Origin of the sequence: Pseudomonas sp. NFR02 (assembly GCF_900119375.1) — a bacterium.
Classification (GTDB): Bacteria; Pseudomonadota; Gammaproteobacteria; order Pseudomonadales; family Pseudomonadaceae; genus Aquipseudomonas; species Aquipseudomonas paracarnis.
The window spans coordinates 452144-471196 of sequence record NZ_FPJJ01000003.1 but is presented as its reverse complement, the minus strand read 5'-3'; the positions used below and the strand labels follow the sequence as shown (position 1 = coordinate 471196).

Sequence of the window (19053 nt, the reverse complement as noted above, 5' to 3'; positions counted from 1 at the left end):
CCCCATGGTCGTAACTGCAGCAATTGACCGGACAAAGGCTTCCCATGAGTGAAGATGCACAAGATGTCGTACTGATCGTCGAGGACGACGAATCCATTATGTTTGTGCTGGGTGAGTACCTGGCAGGCTTGGGCTACCGGGTCTTGAAGGCGATCGACGGGGAGCAGGCCTTCGAAATCCTTGCGACCAAACCGCACCTGGACTTGATGGTCACCGATTACCGCCTGCCGGGTGGAATTTCCGGGGTGCAGATCGCTGAGCCGGCGCTCAAGCTGCGACCGGAACTGAAAGTGATCTTTATCAGCGGCTATCCGCAGGAAATTCTCGACTGCAACAGCCCGATCACGCGCAACGCGCCGATTTTGGCCAAGCCGTTTGATCTGGATACGCTGCAGGAGCATATCCAGCGTTTATTGGCGTGATGATTCAAACGAGACGCGCAAGTTTTGTGCGATAGCAAAAGTTCTTCTCGAACCACCGAGAAGAACCTTTTTGAGGTATTGCGCGTTTTTCCCGCTTGACGACATCCTTTATGCCGAAGGCACGAAATCCTTCAAGGGAAGACCAAACGGCTGTTTACTGACAGGGTCAAGGGCATACCATTTGCCGTTTTTCTGGGTGGCAGCGATTGCTGTTGTTGTCCCTTGCATGTTGGCGTTGCCTATTGTGGCGTTCTCAACGTTCCTGAAGATCTTTACAGGGTCATACTTGATTTTAAACGAAGGTCGATTATTCCGTCCGGGACCACTGTTCGCCAAGGACTTTATACCTTCTTGCACGAAGCCTAACGCAATACCCTTTGGATCGATAGGGTTGAGCGCGCTCAGTGTGCCGCGCACCAGTTTTTTTGCGGTACTCCCAAACGTAGACGAGGCCGCCCTGAAGCCGGCGCCAGCAGCCCTTGCTGCTCCACCGGCACCGGCGAGGATAAAACCGAAAGCATCAAAAGCCAAATCGGTGAGGCCCTCGCGCCAGTTTCCGTTGATAAAATTTTTGATAGCGTTAAAACCCGGAATAAGCCCGGCTACAAAATCTACAATTTTTTCATAGAAAGGTACTTCACCGTCGAATGTAGTAGTACCCCGCAGTGACTCTGCGTACTGGCGAATACCGATTTTTTTTATCATGGCATCAGCAATGTACTGCGTTTTTTCGCTGGCGAAGCTGTTAGGGGCATCATTGACCAAGTCGGTGGACCAGGCCGAAAGAACGTTATCCCTGTAATTACCATCAGGGGCGAGGGGGACAAGGCGCTTGGAATTAATCTTATCGTCCAGAATGGCACCTGGGATTTTGCTGTTCAAATCGACACGTTTTCGAATGGTATTCTTTGCGCTGTCGATTTCATAGGTATGGGTGCCTTTATTGCCTTGTGCATCCACAAACTCGCTTTGTAAAAATATACTGGTCGGTGACGAGTCTTTTCTTTTTTGTACCTGCGAATAAGCTTCGTACGAAACATCAACTTCTTTAGAAATTGTAATCTTTCCATGCTCAATGATCTTCCGGTCCTCGACAGGCAGACTGGAAATCAAATTCTTGACCTGCGTTTGCGTAGCCTGTTCAAAGCGATCGAAATGTGTTTTGAGATCTTTTTCAAACCAGTGCGCCACGACGCTGCTGGATTGCTTCTCAAATTTGATGTTGCTGAGAACGAAATCTTTATCGCTGGAGTCGTAGCGAGTTAAATCAATGTCCTCGAGAGTTTTATCGGAATGGAGAAATATGTCCAACAGTGAGTAGGGGCCTGGAAATGACAAAAATTCGGATTCCTTTGGTGTCAGCACCTTTTGTTTGATTTGCTCTTCCGATAAGTGTGGATTTTGCGATTGTATGCTGGCCACTGCCCTGTCATGAAGATCAGGGATCTTCATCGCAAACGTATCGGAAGCCTCACTCAACAAACGCACCTGATCATTGTACGCAGAACGTACAGCCTTCATGTCTTCTTCTGAATATTGATCTGTACTGCTCCTGACCAACACACCATTGTAAACGCCCCAGTCTTTTAGGGCATCCGTTTGAGCCTGCTGTTCAACCAGTTTGTCTGCCAGCGTTATAGGTGCCAACTCATGTCGCATCATGACCTGTGAAAACGTCATTTTGCTGGTTGAACCAGGGGCCTCAGCCTCTATACGGGCTACTGCCGTAGCGAAGCTGACCCAAGAGTGGGTGCCCTTGGTCAATGTTTCGGGTATGTCTTTGACCAGGAGTTCCGGAGCCTTGCGGGCCAATAGAACTTCCATGGCCAGCACGCCGTTGTAATGGTTCGTCACTCCGTTTTCACGCAAGTGATCAGACAGCGTGGCGTATATGTGCCGGGCGTTCATTCCGGAGAGGTTAATGTTGGCCAGGTCGAAGCCTGCAACTTTAGTCCTGTTCGAATCGGGTGAAGTTGCGTTGATGCTGAGGGGGTCCAACGAGTCGTAGAGCGCTGTCAACATCCAATCGGCGATCACGTTAGGCGATGCAATTTCGCCAAGTTCACGTTCAGCGGCGAGGGCGAATTTCTGAACATTGGAAAGCCCGAGGATTCTGTCAATAGCGCGACTACGATCTTCGCGAAAGTCTTCGGAAAGACCCTGCTGATAATCAATTCCACGGGTCAAATAGGCGAGCAAGTTGTTTTCTGGCTGGCCTTCCAAAAACTTACTGGTCATGGCGGCAAGTGCACGCCGATCTTCACTGCTCATCGGCGTTGGCCATGAGTGCGCTCCACTGAGATTGCCATGCGCCGGTGCTTCAATTGGCCGACGTGTCAAAGACTGCGCAATGTCCTTTAACTCCGATGCATTGGTTGGAAGTACTATGCCATGCCCTACGAGGTAGTCGCGCAGCGTCACAGCCACGTTCGGCCACAGTTTGTTGTCTTGAAAATATGAAGAGGCAGGATCGATTTGGATCGCAGTATTCAGCGCAACCTGCATCCGCTCCTCAACAACTTGTTTGTACTTTGCGTGAACTTCCTCGGATGCATTTGGGCCAGGGAGAAACTGCTTCACATTAATATCTACTATCTCTGCGATTTTTGGTATTGCCGCAATCACAGTACTTCGGTTGTTCAGATCACCCAGTTTAGACGCTTGGCTCTTCAGGAGTTCTTGGGTGGGGATATCGAAATTTTCAGCGAAGAGGTTATATTTATCCTGCCACCCGTTGAGGTGCTGCACGATGAATGCCCGCTGCTCTGAAGGCGACGGATCGCTGTCAAAAGGCAAGGTATGACCATGAAACTGAGCGATTTCCGCGATCTTCGCAGTGGTCGCAGTGGCCGTGGGGTCCAGGCTTACAACGTTGCCGGAGCCCGCCAGCGTTTTAGCAGCGCTCTCGAGCAGGGGCCAATCAATAAAGCTTTGAATATCGGAGGATTCGACTTTTGGCTCGCCGATGGGCGTGAACGGCGTAAAATCGAAGGCATTTCGGGGTTCGGCGCGCAGGGTGGTGAAACCGATGGTACCGCTGGCGACATTGATGCTGATCTCTTTTGAGAGGTCTACGTTATGCTCTTTGGCCCAGCCCTTGAACGCTGGACTTTTCAGGAGGTTAGCCAACAGCGTACGCGACTGCATAAAGGACGAATCGCGCGGGATATCTTTAACGGTGTGCTGTCGAACGTTTTGGCCATCCTCGGGAAATTGTTTCAAAGCCTGGTTGTACAAGCGGGCTAACTCATGATCCGCCTCTTCGTGGCGGGGCCCCGGCGTTAGCTCTATTGCCAGCTCTAGACGGGCAGGCTGCGGTTGTGGGGCGGCCTTTGCCTGATCGGTCGTGTACAGCTGCCGCAGGTGGGAGTTGGAAATAGCAGTCATCAGAAATATTCCTGGTCGAAGTGGGTAATACGTTGTTCGCCAACGTATGTGGAAAAAAACTCACATCGATTCCATCTGCTGCCTGCTAAACCGTGACGACTTATTGCCGCATGTGGCCGCTCTACGCCTGGATCATCTCCCGCACCTTGGCCGTCAACAAATCAAACGTAAAAGGCTTGGTGATCAGTTGCATCCCCGGGTCCAGGAAGCCACCCCGCACCGCGGCGTGCTCGGCGTATCCGGTAATAAACAATACTTTGAGTTCCGGACGAATCTGCCGGCCGATTTCCGCCAGTTGTCGGCCGTTCATCCCCGGCAAACCGACGTCGCTGATCATCAGGTCGATGCGCTGTTCGGATTCAATGATCGGCACCGCCGCATTCGCGTCCCCAGCCTCTATAAACCCGTAACCCAGTTCTTTGAGCACCGCGCTGACCAACACCCGAACTGCGGGATCATCCTCGACGATCAAAACCGTTTCCCCTGCTTTGGCAAACGGCAGCAATGTCGGGTTGAGCGGCTCCTGAGCTTGGGGCTCACCGATAAAGCGCGGCAGGAACAAACTGACCGTCGTACCTTTGCCGACTTCGCTGTGGATGGTCACATGCCCACGAGACTGGCGAGCGAAGCCGTAGATCATCGACAGCCCAAGACCGGTGCCTTGGCCGATGGGTTTGGTGGTAAAAAACGGATCAAACACGCGATCCATCAGGTGTTGCGGTATGCCGCAACCGTTGTCGCTGACACTCAGTTCTACGTAGTCGCCCGGGGTCAAGGTGCCGTAGGCGGCGGTAAAGACGCTGTCGAGGTGACGATTGGTGGTCTCCACGGTCAGCGTGCCACCCGTGGGCATGGCGTCGCGCGCGTTGATCACCAGGTTGAGCAGGGCGCTTTCGAGCTGGTTCGGGTCGGCCTCGGCAGTCCACAAGGCGTCGCTCAGGCGCATGTCCAGGTTGATACTTTCGTTGATGCTGCGTTGCAATAATTCGCCCATGGACGTGACCAACTGGTTGATCTGCACAGGCTTGGAGTCCAGTGATTGTCGACGGGAGAACGCCAACAGTCGATGGGTGAGGCTCGCTGCGCGGTTAGCCGAGGTCACGCCCAGGTCGATCAGGCTGTCCAGGTCATCCAGTTTGCCCCGGGACACACGTCGGCGTAGCAGTTCCAGGCTACCGATAATGCCGGTAAGCATATTGTTGAAGTCATGGGCGATACCCCCGGTCAACTGGCCAACGGCTTCCATTTTCTGCGATTGACGCAGGGCTTCTTCATTGTGACGCAGTTGGGCGGTGCGTTCCTCCACTTGCTGCTCAAGCGTTTCCAAAGTGCGCTGGAGACGCAACTCACTCTCGCTCAAGTCAATCAACCGGTCCCGCGCTTCGTACTGGCGCCGTCGACCGCGCAGGGCCGCGCTCACCAGACTGATCAAGGTGATGGGATGGAACGGCCGCTCCAGAAACGTGACGTTGCCCAGCAAGCCGCTCAGCCGCGTCGAGCCGTTCTGCTCTTTGCCGCCATGCTGGGTCATCAGCACGATAGGCAGGTCGGACCAGGCCGGTTGCTGATGCAACAGCTCGAGTAACGGCTCAAGGTCGACGCCACGCAGTGCCTCAGCCGCAATGATGAGCAGCCCGGCGCCTTGCGTCAGCTCTTCGCACAGAGCGGCCAGGCTGTTGGCGACAATCCCGCTGTAGCCGGCTTCGTTAAGCATCATCAGCGCCAATGAGCCATCGCGGCCCATGGGCGCCAGCACGATGGCACGCTCGTAGACGGGAGACAGGGCCGGCACTAGCCCTCATCCTTGAGCAGAGGGGAGCCGGCACCCATATAGGTTGGAATGCCCCGCAGCACACCCTGGAAGTTATCCAGGGGTACACCTACCGTCATACCGCGGCTGCCGATGCGATATTCACGAATGGTCGACTCGTGGGAGCCCGTTCTTTTTTTGATGACCGAAATGGCCCGGCGAACTTTACCCAGGGCCTCGAAATAACGCAGCAAGATCACGGTGTCGGCCAGGTAGGTGATGTCGACCGGCGTCTGCATGTCGCCGACCAGGCCGTGCTGGGCCACCGTCATGAAGGTGGCTGCACCACGGCGGTTAAGGTATAGCAGCAGTTCATGCATATGCAGGATCAGCGCGTTTTCTTCGGGCATGGCCGCCTGGTAGCCGTTGATACTGTCGATGACCACGGTCTTGATACCGCGCTCATCCACGCAGCGGCGAACCCGGTGGGAAAATTCGCCGGGGGAGAGTTCGGCCGCATCGACCTGTTCGATCAGCAGGTTTCCGGTGTCCCGTAAGGCGGCGAGGTCGATGCCCATGTTCTTCATGCGCTCGAACAGCAGGCCCAGCTCTTCATCGAAGATGAACAGCGCAGCCTTTTCGCCACGGGCCACGGCGGCGGCAGCGAAGATCATCGAGATCAAAGACTTGCCGGTACCGGCCGGGCCGAGAATCAGGCTGCTGGAGCCGGTCTCGATCCCCCCGCCGAGCAGAGAATCCAACTCCTCGATACCGCTGCTCAAGGTTTGACGGTTGTAACCGCCGCGATGTTCGGCCGCCACCAGGCGCGGGAATACGTGAATGCCGTCGCCCATGATGGTGAAGTCGTGGAAGCCGCCACGGTATTTCTGGCCCCGGTACTTGACCACACGGATACGCCGACGCTCGGCGCCATAGTTGGGCGTCAGCTCCTCCAGGCGAATCACCCCGTGCGCAACGCTGTGCACGGTCTTATCCAGGGATTCGGTGGTCAAGTCATCCAGCAGTAACACGGTGGCGTCATAACGCACGAAGTAGTGCTTGATCGCCAGGATCTGCCGGCGATAGCGCAACGAGCTTTGCGCCAGAAGGCGGATCTCAGACAGGCTGTCGACCACCACGCGGGTCGGCTTGACCCGCTCTACCACTTCAAAGATCTGGCGGGTGGCTTCACCCAGCTCCAGGTCGGAGGAGTACAGCAGGCTTTGCTGGTGATCGGCGTTGAGCAGGCTTTCCGGTGGGGTCAGCTCGAAGATATGAATATGCTCATCCAAGTCCCAGCCGTGGGATTTGGCACCCTGGCGCAGTTCGTGCTCGGTTTCGGACAGGGTGATATATAAGCAACGTTCGCCGTTCTGCGCACCGGCCCGCAGAAAATGCAGGGCCACGGTGGTTTTACCGGTGCCGGGTTCGCCTTCGAGCAAAAACACGTGGCTTCGCGATAGCCCCCCGGCAAGAATGTCATCAAGACCTTCGACGCCGGTGGCCGCCTTTTCACTCAACAGCTGTTTGGATGTACTCAAGAAGTGCCCTCAGGTCACGTACAAGTAGAGGGGCACGCCGACTGGGACGCGCCATATTCACTTGACCGTAGTGGCCACTAGCGGTTCAACGTTTTGGATGAATTGTACGAAGAGAGGTCGCTTTACACGTTTTTGCAGTGCTGAGCTGATCGCCTATCAGAGGCCCTGTTGTAGCGCCGGATCATCCGGGTTCTGTTGCTCCAGTTGGGCGAGCAGCACCTGAACGTTCTGCAACTGCCCGGTCTCTTTCCAGTAATTGACCAGCAACACGCGGGCTTTGCGATTGGCGGGATGCCGCTGGACGATTTCTTCCAACTGGCGCTGGGCCGCCTCTACTTCGTCCTGGGCGTGCAGGGTGGTGGCCAGGTCATAGCGATAATCCGGGTTGTCCGGCGCAAGCTCCACCGCCTTGGACAGGCCGAGCAGGGCGTAGGGGCGCTCGCCATGGTGCAACAGCCACATGCCCAAGGCATGTTGCAGGTAGGCCGACTCCGGGTGCGCCGCCAGTTGCCGGGCCAGCAGTTGGCGCGACTCGTCGGTCTTGCCTTGCTTGTCCAGCAGTTCGATTTGCGATACCACCGCTTGCAGGTTGTCCGGCTGCAAGCGCATTGCCTGCTCCAGGGCGTTTTGCGCCTCCGGCAGCAGGGCGCTGTGGATGTACAGGCGCGCCAATTGAATCCAGCCTTCAGCGGTTTCGGGCTGGGCCTTGAGCGTTGTCACGAATTCATCGAGCACCTGCTGCAGTGGGCCAAAGTACAAACCCAGTGTATCGGGCGACAGGCCCAGCAAGGCGTTGGCGGCGGCAAAGCGCACCGATTGTTCCGGATCGTCCAGCAACGGGCCGAGCAGTAAGGTGCGCTGGCCAGTGGGCACCAGGCCGACGATGCTGTGAATAGCGGCTTCGCGCACCAGCGCCGACTCATTGGCGAGGTCTTTATCGGCCAGCTTCAGCGCCTGGGGGCTGGGGTAATTGGGCAGCTCAGCATGCAAGGCGGCGCGGCGCTCGGGCGACAGGTCCGGCCGGCCCAACTGTTGGTACAACACACGTGCGGCGCCGGGCTCGCCGTTATGCGCCTGCTTCAAGGCCTTGGAATAGCCATGGGCGATGGCTGGGGGTACGGCCACTGCAGGGGTGCGGGAGAAAAACCAGGTGATCAGTACGATCAACAACAGGGCGCACAGGCCGATGATGGAGTAACGGCGTGACTTTGACATGCAGGCGTCCGAAAGCTTGGGCAGCAAAGTTCCAAGCTTCGGTCAGTGCGAGGCGAGTGTCAAACCCGCGTCAGGTCAGCACGTAGTCCGCTGGCTCCAACGCTGGCGGCAGGTTGACTTCACCAAGGGCGGCGAGGATCTCGCGCTCCAATGTCCGCAGGATAGCATCACACGGCAAGTCGTTTTCGTCGAAGCCGAAGGGGTCTTCCAATTCGTCGCCAATCGCATCCAGGCCAAAGAAGGTGTAGCTGACAATCGCGGTGAACACTGGCGTCAACCAGCCAAGTGGCTCGGCCATTGCGAATGGCAGCAAGATGCAGAACAGGTAAATGGTGCGGTGCAACAGCAGGGTGTAGGGAAAGGGCAGTGGCGTGGTCTTGATGCGCTCGCATGCCGCCTGCACCTGGCTCAAGCTGACTAGCCGGGCTTCCAGTTGGGTGTAGCGCCATTCGCTGATCACGCCCTGTTGTGCCAGGACCGAAAAGCGCGCACCGACCGTTTGCAGCACGCTGTCCGGCAGGTTGGGGTGGCCCACTGGCATGCTGATCCAAGGGTGTATCGCCCGGGCTTGATCTTCATGGCGCAAATGCGCGACCAAGCCATGGGCAAAACCGCACAGGCCGCGCAGCAGGCCTGCACGCTCGGCGGTGTCCCCCAGCACCTGGGTCTCGCGAATCAGCGAGCGCACGTCAATGACCATTTGCCCCAGTTGCTTGCGGCCCTCCCACCATCGGTCATAGCAGGCGTTGTTGCGAAAACTCATGAAGATCGACAGTGACAGGCCCAACAAGGTGAAGGGCGTAGCGTTGACCTTGGAAAAATAGGCAGGGTGCAGGGTTTCCACCAGCACGATGACCGAGGCCAACAGCGTGACCAGCAGGCTGCGCCAGGCAATGCGCTTGGCAATGGAGCCTTTGAGGGAGAACAGGATACCCAGGACGTTGGGTTTAGGGCGAACGATCATGGAGGGCTTCTGTGGCGTGCAGGCGTTCAGATTAGAAGCTGCTATGCATCGCGTCCAATCACTTGGATCGACCGCCTGATCAGTCGACTCAATGACTAACGTGGGAGCCGGGCAGTACATAACCCTGTGGGAGCTGGCTTGCCTGCGAAAGCGGTGGTGCAGTGACAGCTGTGGTGACTGACCCACCGCCTTCGCGGGCAAGCCCGCTCCCACCGAAAAGCGAAAAAGCCCCCCGCGTTTCGCTACGGACTGGCCAAACCAGTCAGCCAAGTTGAAAGCTTTGACCATTGCCGCTGCGCCGCTCTGGAGCGACTATTTCAGCGCTTTTCTCGAGTTGAAAACGTCCTGAAAATAAAAACACAGAAGGATAGGAAGCGATGCGTGAGTATTTGGCTGCCACCACCGAGTTTGATTACCAGCACACCGTCGACGCCGCACTGGCCGGCAACCTGCAAGCGCTCAATGCCTGCGTGGAATGCTGTGACCGTCACGCGTTGCCGGGGCGCATCGCGTTGTTCTGGGAGGGCAAGGACGGACGCAGCGCCACGTCAACCTTTACCGAACTGCAAGAGCAGGCCGCGCGTTTCGCCAACTTCCTCTTGGCCCAGGGCGTCAAGCGCGGTGACAAGGTGGCGGGCCTGTTGCCCCGTACTGCCGAATTGTTGGTGGTCGTGCTGGCGACGTGGCGCATCGGCGCGGTCTATCAGCCGCTGTTTACCGCGTTCGGACCCAAGGCAATTGAACATCGCTTGAACAGCTCGGGCGCAGCGCTGGTGGTTACCGATGCAGTGAACCGTCCCAAGCTGGCGGAAGTCGCCGACTGCCCGACCATCGTCACGGTCGCCGGGGCCAAGGGCGAAGGTATCGTGCGGGGCGACTACAGCTTCTGGGCCGAACTGCCCAGCTACTCTTCTCACTGCGAGCCGGTGCTGCTGGGCGCAGAGGAGCCGTTCCTGCTGATGTTCACCTCCGGCACCACCGGCCCGTCCAAGGCGCTGTCGGTACCGCTCAAGGCCATCGTCGCGTTCCAGGGCTACATGCGCGACGCCGTGGACTTGCGCCCCGAGGACGCATTCTGGAACGTTGCCGACCCTGGCTGGGCCTATGGCATCTATTTCGGCGTGACCGGGCCGTTGTCCATGGGGCACCCGATCACCTTCTACGATGGCCCGTTCACCCTGGAAAGCACCTGCCGGGTCATCAATAAATACGCGATCACCAACCTGACCGGTTCGCCCACGGCGTATCGGCTGTTGATTGCCGGTGGCGAACAGTTCGCCGGTTCGATCAAGGGCAAGCTGCGCATCGTCAGCAGCGCCGGTGAGCCTTTGAACCCGGAGGTGATCCGCTGGTTCGCCGACCACCTGGGCGTGACCATCCACGACCATTACGGCCAGACCGAGCTGGGCATGGTGCTGTGCAATCACCATGGTTTGGCGCATCCGGTGCATGTGGGCTCGGCGGGTTTTGCCTCGCCAGGGCATCGCATCGTGGTGCTGGATGACAACCATCAGGAGCTGCCAGCCGGCCAACCCGGCATCCTGGCCATCGACCGCGAGCAATCGCCTATGTGCTGGTTTGCCGGGTACGACGGCGTGAAAACCAAGGCGTTCGTCGGCAAGTACTACCTCAGCGGCGATACCGTGGAGCTGAACCCGGACGGCAGCATCAGCTTTGTCGGACGCAGCGACGACGTGATCACTACATCCGGCTACCGCGTGGGCCCCTTCGACGTGGAAAGCGCGTTGGTCGAACACCCGGCGGTGGTCGAGGCTGCCGTGGTCGGCAAGCCTTGCCCGGAGCGCACTGAGCTGGTCAAAGCCTTTGTGGTGATCAGCGAGCAATACCGCGCCACCCCGGAGCTGGCTGAAGAGCTGCGCCTGCATGTGCGCCAGCGCCTGGCCGCCCATGCGTACCCGCGGGAAATCGAATTTGTCAGCGACTTGCCCAAGACCCCGAGCGGCAAGCTGCAACGCTTTATTTTGCGCAATCAGGAAATAGCCAAGGCCCAGGCGGCCGTGGCTTGACCCTTTTAAAAGGAAACAACGATGCAGATTGAAAACAAGGTATTCCTGGTCAGCGGCGGCGCGTCGGGCCTCGGCGCGGCCACGGCCGAAATGCTGGTCGCCGCGGGTGCCAAGGTGATGCTGGTGGACTTGAACGCCGACGCCGTGACTGCCAAGGCCAAGCAACTGGGCGACAATGCCCGCAGCGCCGTGGCGGACATCAGCCAGGAAGCCGCTGCAGAAGCGGCCGTGACGGCGGCGGTCGAGGCCTTTGGGGGCTTGCACGGCCTGGTCAACTGCGCGGGTGTCGTGCGTGGCGAGAAGATCCTCGGCAAGAACGGCCCGCACGGCCTGGCGAGCTTTGCCCAAGTCATCAACGTCAACCTGATCGGCAGTTTCAACCTGCTGCGCCTGGCCGCTGCGGCGATCGCTGAAACCGAGGCGAATGCCGACGGCGAGCGGGGCGTCATCATTAATACCGCCTCGGTGGCGGCATTCGATGGGCAGATCGGCCAGGCTGCGTATGCCGCGTCCAAGGGCGCGATCGCCAGCCTCACCTTGCCTGCCGCGCGGGAACTGGCGCGCTTTGGTATCCGGGTGATGACCATTGCACCCGGCATTTTCGAAACCCCGATGATGGCCGGCATGACCGACGAAGTCCGCAACTCCCTGGCTGCCGGCGTGCCGTTCCCGCCACGCCTGGGCAAACCCGCCGAATATGCCGCGCTGGTACGCCACATCATTGAAAACAGCATGCTTAATGGTGAGGTGATCCGTCTCGACGGTGCCTTGCGCATGGCCGCCAAATAAGGAGCAATGGCTATGAACGATCCAATTGTTATTGTCAGCGCCGTGCGCACGCCCATGGGCGGGTTCCAGGGCGACCTCAAAAGCCTGACCGCGCCGCAACTGGGCGCAGCCGCCATTCGTGCGGCGGTCGAGCGTGCCGGTATCGCCACCGATGCCGTCGACCAAGTGCTGTTTGGCTGTGTACTGCCCGCCGGGCTTGGGCAAGCGCCTGCTCGCCAGGCTGCCTTGGGCGCCGGGCTGGACAAGGGCACGCGCTGCACCACCCTCAACAAAATGTGCGGTTCCGGCATGGAAGCGACGATTCTGGCCCACGATTCGCTGCGCGCTGGCAGTGTCGATGTGGTGATCGCTGGCGGCATGGAAAGCATGTCCAACGCCCCGTACCTGCTGGACCGTGCGCGCAGCGGCTACCGCATGGGCCACGGCAAGGTGCTGGACCATATGTTCCTCGACGGCCTTGAAGATGCCTACGACAAGGGGCGCCTGATGGGCACCTTTGCCGAGGACTGCGCCGAGCACAATGGTTTTACCCGTGAAGCTCAGGACGCGTTTGCCATCGCTTCCCTGACCCGCGCACAAGAGGCTATCACCCACGGCAGCTTTGCCAGTGAAATCGTCCCGGTGCAGGTCACCGTGGGCAAAGAACAAAAAACCATTCTGCACGATGAGCAACCGCCGAAAGCCAGGCTGGACAAGATTGCCAGCCTGAAACCGGCGTTCCGTGACGGCGGTACAGTGACAGCAGCCAACTCCAGCTCGATCTCCGATGGCGCCGCGGCGTTGTTGCTGATGCGTGAGTCCGAGGCGCTCAAGCGCGGCCTCAAGCCGTTGGCAGTGATCCACGGGCACGCCGCGTTTGCCGATGAGCCTGGGCTGTTTCCGGTGGCGCCGGTGGGGGCGATTCGCAAACTGATGAGCAAGACCGGCTGGAGCCTCGACGAGGTGGACCTGTTCGAAATCAACGAGGCCTTCGCCGTGGTCAGCCTGGTGACCATGAGCAAGCTGGAGATTCCCCATGACAAGGTCAACGTGCATGGTGGTGCCTGTGCATTGGGCCACCCCATTGGTGCCTCCGGCGCACGCATCCTGGTGACGTTGCTCGCGGCCCTGCGCCAGAAGGGCCTCAAGCGTGGCGTCGCCGCTATCTGCATTGGCGGCGGTGAAGCCACGGCCATGGCCGTTGAATGCTTGTATTGAGGATGACCTATGTTGCCCAATGACGAACAACTGCAGATCAGCGACGCCGCCCGGCAATTTGCCCAGGAACGTTTGAAACCCTTCGCCGCCGAGTGGGACCGCGAGCATCGTTTTCCCAAGGAGGCCATTGCGCAAATGGCCGAACTGGGCTTTTTCGGCATGCTGGTCCCGGAACAGTGGGGCGGTTGCGACACTGGCTACCTGGCCTACGCCATGGCCCTGGAAGAAATCGCCGCCGGCGACGGTGCCTGCTCCACGATCATGAGCGTGCACAACTCGGTGGGTTGTGTGCCGATCCTCAAGTTTGGCAATGACCAGCAGAAAGAGCAGTTCCTCACGCCCCTGGCCAGTGGCGCCATGCTCGGTGCCTTCGCGCTGACCGAACCCCAGGCAGGCTCCGATGCCAGCAGCCTGAAAACCCGTGCGCGCCTTGAAGGCGACCACTATGTACTCAACGGCTGCAAACAGTTCATCACCTCCGGGCAAAACGCCGGGATCGTGATTGTGTTTGCGGTCACCGACCCCGCCGCAGGCAAGCGTGGGATCAGCGCGTTTATCGTGCCCACCGATTCGCCCGGTTATACCGTGGCACGGGTGGAAGACAAGCTGGGGCAGCATGCCTCGGACACTTGCCAGATCCTGTTTGAAGACGTGAAAGTACCGGTGGCCAACCGTCTGGGCGAGGAGGGCGAGGGCTACAAAATCGCCTTGGCCAACCTGGAAGGTGGCCGCGTGGGCATCGCCTCCCAGTCGGTGGGCATGGCCCGTGCCGCCTTCGAAGCGGCCCGCGACTATGCCCGTGAGCGTGAAAGCTTTGGCAAGCCGTTGGTCGAACACCAGGCCGTGGCCTTTCGCCTGGCCGACATGGCCACCCAGATCGCCGTCGCCCGGCAGATGGTGCATTACGCCGCCGCCCTGCGTGACAGTGGCAAGCCGGCGCTGGTGGAAGCGTCCATGGCCAAGCTGTTTGCGTCCGAAATGGCCGAGAAAGTCTGCTCGGCCGCCTTGCAAACCCTGGGCGGTTACGGTTACCTGAACGACTTTCCCCTGGAGCGGATCTACCGCGATGTGCGGGTCTGCCAGATCTACGAAGGCACCAGCGATATTCAACGCATGGTCATCTCACGCAATCTTTAAGGAGCCGATACATGAGTTACGAAACCATCCTGCTTGACGTCCAGGGCCGTGTGGGGCTGATCACGCTTAACCGCCCCAACGCCCTGAACGCTTTGAATGCGCAACTGGTCAGTGAGCTGAACCAGGCGCTGGACAGCCTGGAAGCCAACCCTGAAATTGGCTGCATCGTGCTGACTGGCTCGAAAAAAGCCTTCGCGGCCGGTGCCGACATCAAGGAAATGGCCGAGCTGACCTACCCGCAGATCTACATGGACGACTTGTTCAGCGACAGCGACCGCGTGGCCAACCGCCGCAAGCCGATCATCGCCGCCGTGAATGGCTTCGCCCTGGGCGGCGGCTGCGAACTGGCCTTGATGTGCGACTTTATCCTCGCCGGCGACACTGCCAAGTTCGGCCAGCCGGAAATCAACCTGGGCGTGCTGCCAGGCATGGGCGGCACCCAGCGCCTGACCCGTGCAGTGGGCAAGGCCAAGGCCATGGAGATGTGCTTGACCGGGCGTTTTATCGACGCGGTAGAGGCCGAGCGCTGCGGGATCGTGGCGCGCATCGTGCCCGCCGATGAATTGCTGGAAGAAGCGCTGAAAGTGGCCGCCCTGATCGCCGGTAAATCCGTACCGATCAGCATGATGGTCAAGGAAAGCGTGAACCGTGCGTTTGAAGTCAGCCTGTCCGAAGGCGTGCGCTTTGAGCGCCGGGTGTTCCATGCGGCGTTCGCGACCCAGGACCAGAAAGAAGGCATGGCCGCATTCGTGGCCAAGCGGGCGCCGGAATTCAAGGATAAGTAACCCCTGCCAAACGCCGCAAAGCAAAGGTGGGAGCTGGCATGCCTGCGATGGCATCGCCTCGGTTTATGATGTACCGAGGTGTCTGCATCGCAGGCAAGCCAGCTCCCACGGGGCTTTGGGTCATGCCCATCAGAGCTGGTAGTTTTTCAACTCCCTGGCAATCACCATCCGCTGAATCTCGCTGGTGCCTTCGTAAATCTGCGTGATCCGTGCGTCCCGGTAGTAACGCTCCACCGGGTAATCCTCCAGATACCCATACCCTCCATGAATCTGCATTGCCTTGGAGCAGACCCGCTCGGCCATTTCCGAGGCGAACAGCTTGGCCTGGGAGGCTTCGGACAAGCACGGTTTGCCGGCGGTGCGCAGGCGCGCGGCGTGGAGGATCAGCAGGCGCGCAGCGTTGAGCTGGGTTTGCATGTCGGCCAGCAGGTTGGCCACGCTCTGGTGTTCGATGATTGCCTTGTCGAACTGCACCCGATCACGGGCGTAGGCCAGCGCGGCTTCAAACGCGGCGCGGGCGATGCCCAAGGCCTGGGCGGCGATACCAATGCGGCCGCCTTCCAGGTTGGAGAGGGCGATGGCCAGCCCCTTGCCGCGCTCACCCAACAGATTGGCTTCGGGAACCTTGCATTGGTTGAGGGTGACGGCGCAGGTGTCTGACGCACGAATGCCCATCTTGTGCTCGGTGCGGTCGACCACGAAACCTGGGGTGTCGGTCGGCACCAGGAACGCCGAAATGCCTTTCTTGCCCAGTTCCGGGTCGGTCACGGCGAACACGATGGCCAATTTGGCGCGCTTGCCGTTGCTGACGAACTGTTTGGCGCCATTGATGACCCATTGGCCATCACGCAGTTCGGCGCGTGTGCGCAGGTTATGGGCTTCGGAGCCGGCCTGGGGCTCGGTCAGGCAGAAGCAACCGATGGCCTGGCCGCTGGCGAGTTCGGCCAGCCAGGTGTGTTTCTGTTCGGTGGTGCCGTAGTTGAGGATCGGCCCGCAACCGACTGAATTATGGATGCTCATCAAGGCGCCAGTGGCGCCGTCACCGGCGGATATTTCCTCCACGGCCAGGGCGTAGGCCACGTAATCGACATAGGTGCCACCCCATTCTTCCGGGACCACCATGCCCAGCAGGCCCAGCTCCCCCATCTTCGCCACCAGGGCGTCGTCGATCCAGCCGGCTTTTTCCCAGGCTTGGGCGTAGGGGGCGATTTCGCCACGGGCAAAATCCCGCGCCATGTCGCGGATCATCACTTGTTCTTCAGTGTATTCAAGATCTTGCATGGCTTACTTCTCAATCTGCACGAAGTCGCGGAAGAAGCTCTCCACATGGCTGGCATCCAGCGCATGGAGGGTGGGCGGGTTCCACTTCGGCGTCTTGTCCTTGTCTATGATCAGGGCGCGAACCCCTTCGATCAGGTCGCCGCGCTCGAACCATTGGCGGTCCAGGTGCAGTTCGAGGGCAAAGCAGTGTTCCAGTGGCAGGTGGCGGCCACGGCGCAGCATCTCCAGGGTCACGGCCATGGCCAGGGGCGAGCGGGTCTGCATGAGGTTGGCGGTGGTCAGCGCCCAGTCATGGCTATCGGCCACGGTGACTTGTTGCAGTTGCTCGACGATGCTGGGCACGTCCGGCAACCCGAAAAAGTGGTCAATGGCCGGGCGCAAGGCCGCCAGCGGGGCGTCGGGCAATTGCTGCACGGCCAGCCTGGCAAGTGCGCCTTGCAAGTCCTTGAGAGGAGACTCGCTCCATTGCAGACGGTCGAGCTTCTGATCCAGTTCAACCAGCTTGGCGCTGTCGATGTACCAGTCCGCCAGCCCGCAATACAAGGCATCCGCCGCGCGGATTTGCACGCCAGTCACCCCAAGGTAGGTGCCCAGTTCGCCAGGAATACGCGAGAGGAAATAACTGCCGCCCACATCCGGGAAGTACCCGATGGCCACTTCCGGCATCGCCAGGCGGCTGCGTTCGGTGACCACCCGCAGGTCCGCGCCTTGCACCAGGCCCATGCCACCGCCGAGTACGAAGCCGTCCATCAACGCCAGTACGGGTTTACGGTAGTGGTGAATGGCCAGGTCGAGGGCATATTCCTCGACGAAGAAATCCTGGTGCAGGGTGTCGCCTTGCTTGAAGCTGTCGTACAGCGAACGTATGTCGCCACCGGCGCAAAAGGCCTTCTCACCGGCGCCGCGCAGGACGACGGCATAGACCTCAGGGTCGTCGGCCCAGACCTGCAAGTGCGCGGCCAATTGGCGGACCATGTTCAGGGTGATGGCGTTAAGGCCTGCGGGGCGGTTGAGGGTGAGGTGGCCGATATGGTTACGCACCTGTGCCAGAACTGCATCCTGCTGGATCTCGGCGTGGCTTGCTTGGGATGAAACCTGAGCAGTCATCTCTAACTCCCTGCTTTTATTGTTCTTTATCAAGACGTTCGCGGGCGAACTCTCTCGTGATCGTACCAGTGCAAATTTGCCTCGTACAACTTGGAATCATGCAGGTCGTTGTTGCATTTATGCAGTGTCGCTCAAACCACCCGGCTGGCCAGAACCTCACCGATACTGCGACGCCGGGCATGGCCCTCGGCGGCGTGGATCAGTTGTTCAAGCTCTGTCGGTTCGACATCGTAGAACTGCTCCATCTCGGCCAACGCTAGCTTGAGGTCGGCTGCCGTGATGCTCGGCTCGCTCACGGCGGTGGCAGTGCCCAGGATAACCGGGGCAGGCTCGGCAAGCCCCTTGGGATAACGCGTGCGCGTGGCATTGTTATAGGCCAGCGCGCAGGCGAGCAGGGCGCCGGCCCCTAGCATCACCGGCGCAAGCTCGTACCAGCCGAGGCCGACCGATGCCGGATCGGCCAGCACCAGGGTCATGGCCAGGCCGCCGGCCGGCGGGTGCAGGCAGCGCAGCCAGCAGATGAGGATCACCGTCATGCCTGCCGCCAGGCAGGCGCTGCCCAAGGTGCGCCCCAGGACGCGGGCGACCAGCAACGCGACGACGCCTGCACACAGGTAACTGCCGATTATCGACCAGGGTTGGGCCAGCGCCCCCGACGACACGGCAAACAGCAATACGGCCGATGCGCCAAGAGGGCCGAGCAGGTGCAGGGCCACCTCCATGCCGAACACCTGGGCACAGGCCCAGACACTGAACAGCGTGCCCAGGGCCATGCCGATGGCTGCACGGCTCCATTCGGCGGGACGGGTGTTGATTGCAGCGGGTAACCAGCGAGCGAGCATTGAAAGACGGTCCATAAACAGCGGGCGAAAAAAAAGGCCTGCCTGGTTTCCCGGAACAGCCCTTTGAAGGTTCCAACATTGGGGGAAGGAACCTGCGCAGTGTGCCGCGCTTGATCTGGTGGCGCCACTGCATATTAATGAACATTGAATGCAAAATAAATGCAGTTAACCGGCTTCGCCATAGGTTATCTGCCCGGTGGACGCGGATGCAGCGGGGTTGATTTTGCCCAGCACGCGACTATGGGTTTCTTCGTTGAACAGGCGCGCTTGCAAGTCTTCGCGCAGCCTGGGGTCGTCGGCCAACGGCCCCTTTAACGCCACCAGTGCGTCACGCAATGCCATCAAACGATCCAGCCTGGGTAAGGGTACGGTTAACAGGTCTTCTCGCACGGCATTGTCCTCTCAATGAAGTAAGCCATCGCGCGCGGGCAGCCTACAACGTCCTTGTTGTGAAGTGCCCTGACCCAAGCGTTTCAGGGCAGTCCTGACGATCGGGTGGTAGATAGTAAGTGCACGTGGCAGCGAGTCTACAGTTGGGCTCCGAGCACCGGAAGGGAAAGTGCACCAGCCATTACGCAAACAAATGTAGGTGTTTTCTTGGTACCTATG

The 19053-nt window shown here is 59.4% G+C and carries 15 protein-coding genes; 6 read left to right on the top strand and 9 right to left on the bottom strand.

Features of this window, described 5'->3' with window-relative positions; genetic code table 11:
• Nucleotides 1-44 precede the first annotated feature (44 nt).
• Complete coding sequence (locus tag BT199_RS12450; RefSeq protein ID WP_005788286.1) at nt 45-422, top strand: response regulator; 378 nt, start codon at nt 45-47, stop codon at nt 420-422.
• A 108-nt stretch (nt 423-530) separates the two neighbouring features.
• Here BT199_RS12450 and BT199_RS12445 read toward each other — a convergent pair whose 3' ends face one another.
• From BT199_RS12445 to BT199_RS12425, 5 genes are all read right to left on the bottom strand, one after another.
• Nucleotides 531-3809, bottom strand: coding sequence for a hypothetical protein (locus BT199_RS12445; RefSeq protein WP_072434577.1), 3279 nt, complete (start codon nt 3807-3809; stop codon nt 531-533).
• Between the two features lie 121 nt (nt 3810-3930).
• The gene (locus tag BT199_RS12440) at nt 3931-5601 is read right to left on the bottom strand and encodes an ATP-binding protein (protein WP_072434576.1); all 1671 of its coding nucleotides are present in this window, start codon (nt 5599-5601) and stop codon (nt 3931-3933) included.
• Nucleotides 5601-7100, bottom strand: coding sequence for an ATPase domain-containing protein (locus BT199_RS12435; RefSeq protein WP_014718480.1), 1500 nt, complete (start codon nt 7098-7100; stop codon nt 5601-5603). The genes BT199_RS12440 and BT199_RS12435 overlap by 1 nt, the downstream gene beginning before the upstream one ends.
• A 156-nt stretch (nt 7101-7256) precedes the next feature.
• Complete coding sequence (locus BT199_RS12430) at nt 7257-8315, bottom strand: tetratricopeptide repeat protein (RefSeq protein ID WP_072434575.1); 1059 nt, start codon at nt 8313-8315, stop codon at nt 7257-7259.
• A 70-nt stretch (nt 8316-8385) separates the two neighbouring features.
• The gene (locus tag BT199_RS12425) at nt 8386-9279 is read right to left on the bottom strand and encodes a bestrophin family protein (RefSeq protein WP_014718479.1); all 894 of its coding nucleotides are present in this window, start codon (nt 9277-9279) and stop codon (nt 8386-8388) included.
• A 377-nt stretch (nt 9280-9656) separates the two neighbouring features.
• On the opposite strand from BT199_RS12425, the gene BT199_RS12420 reads away from it, so the two are divergent.
• The 5 genes from BT199_RS12420 to BT199_RS12400 are packed head-to-tail and all read left to right on the top strand — an operon-like array spanning nt 9657 to nt 15214.
• Entirely contained in the window at nt 9657-11306 is a 1650-nt protein-coding gene (locus tag BT199_RS12420; protein WP_014718478.1) for an AMP-binding protein, read from the top strand.
• 21 nt (nt 11307-11327) lie between these two features.
• Nucleotides 11328-12095, top strand: coding sequence for an SDR family NAD(P)-dependent oxidoreductase (locus tag BT199_RS12415; protein ID WP_014718477.1), 768 nt, complete (start codon nt 11328-11330; stop codon nt 12093-12095).
• A 12-nt stretch (nt 12096-12107) separates the two neighbouring features.
• The gene (locus BT199_RS12410; protein ID WP_072434574.1) at nt 12108-13292 is read left to right on the top strand and encodes an acetyl-CoA C-acyltransferase; all 1185 of its coding nucleotides are present in this window, start codon (nt 12108-12110) and stop codon (nt 13290-13292) included.
• A 9-nt stretch (nt 13293-13301) separates the two neighbouring features.
• A complete protein-coding gene (locus BT199_RS12405; protein ID WP_019817058.1) occupies nt 13302-14429 on the top strand; it encodes an acyl-CoA dehydrogenase in 1128 nt (375 codons plus the stop codon).
• Nucleotides 14430-14440: 11 nt separating this feature from the next.
• Nucleotides 14441-15214, top strand: coding sequence for an enoyl-CoA hydratase (locus BT199_RS12400; protein ID WP_019817057.1), 774 nt, complete (start codon nt 14441-14443; stop codon nt 15212-15214).
• A gap of 129 nt (nt 15215-15343) precedes the next feature.
• Here BT199_RS12400 and BT199_RS12395 read toward each other — a convergent pair whose 3' ends face one another.
• The 4 genes from BT199_RS12395 to BT199_RS12380 all read right to left on the bottom strand — a co-directional run bounded on the left by BT199_RS12395 (nt 15344) and on the right by BT199_RS12380 (nt 18798).
• Nucleotides 15344-16495, bottom strand: coding sequence for an acyl-CoA dehydrogenase family protein (locus BT199_RS12395; RefSeq protein ID WP_014718473.1), 1152 nt, complete (start codon nt 16493-16495; stop codon nt 15344-15346).
• A 3-nt stretch (nt 16496-16498) separates the two neighbouring features.
• Entirely contained in the window at nt 16499-17602 is a 1104-nt protein-coding gene (locus BT199_RS12390; RefSeq protein ID WP_072434573.1) for an enoyl-CoA hydratase/isomerase family protein, read from the bottom strand.
• Between the two features lie 131 nt (nt 17603-17733).
• Complete coding sequence (locus BT199_RS12385) at nt 17734-18444, bottom strand: HPP family protein (protein WP_019817055.1); 711 nt, start codon at nt 18442-18444, stop codon at nt 17734-17736.
• 165 nt (nt 18445-18609) lie between these two features.
• Nucleotides 18610-18798, bottom strand: coding sequence for a type VI secretion system contractile sheath small subunit (locus tag BT199_RS12380; RefSeq protein WP_256200704.1), 189 nt, complete (start codon nt 18796-18798; stop codon nt 18610-18612).
• Nucleotides 18799-19053 lie beyond the last annotated feature (255 nt).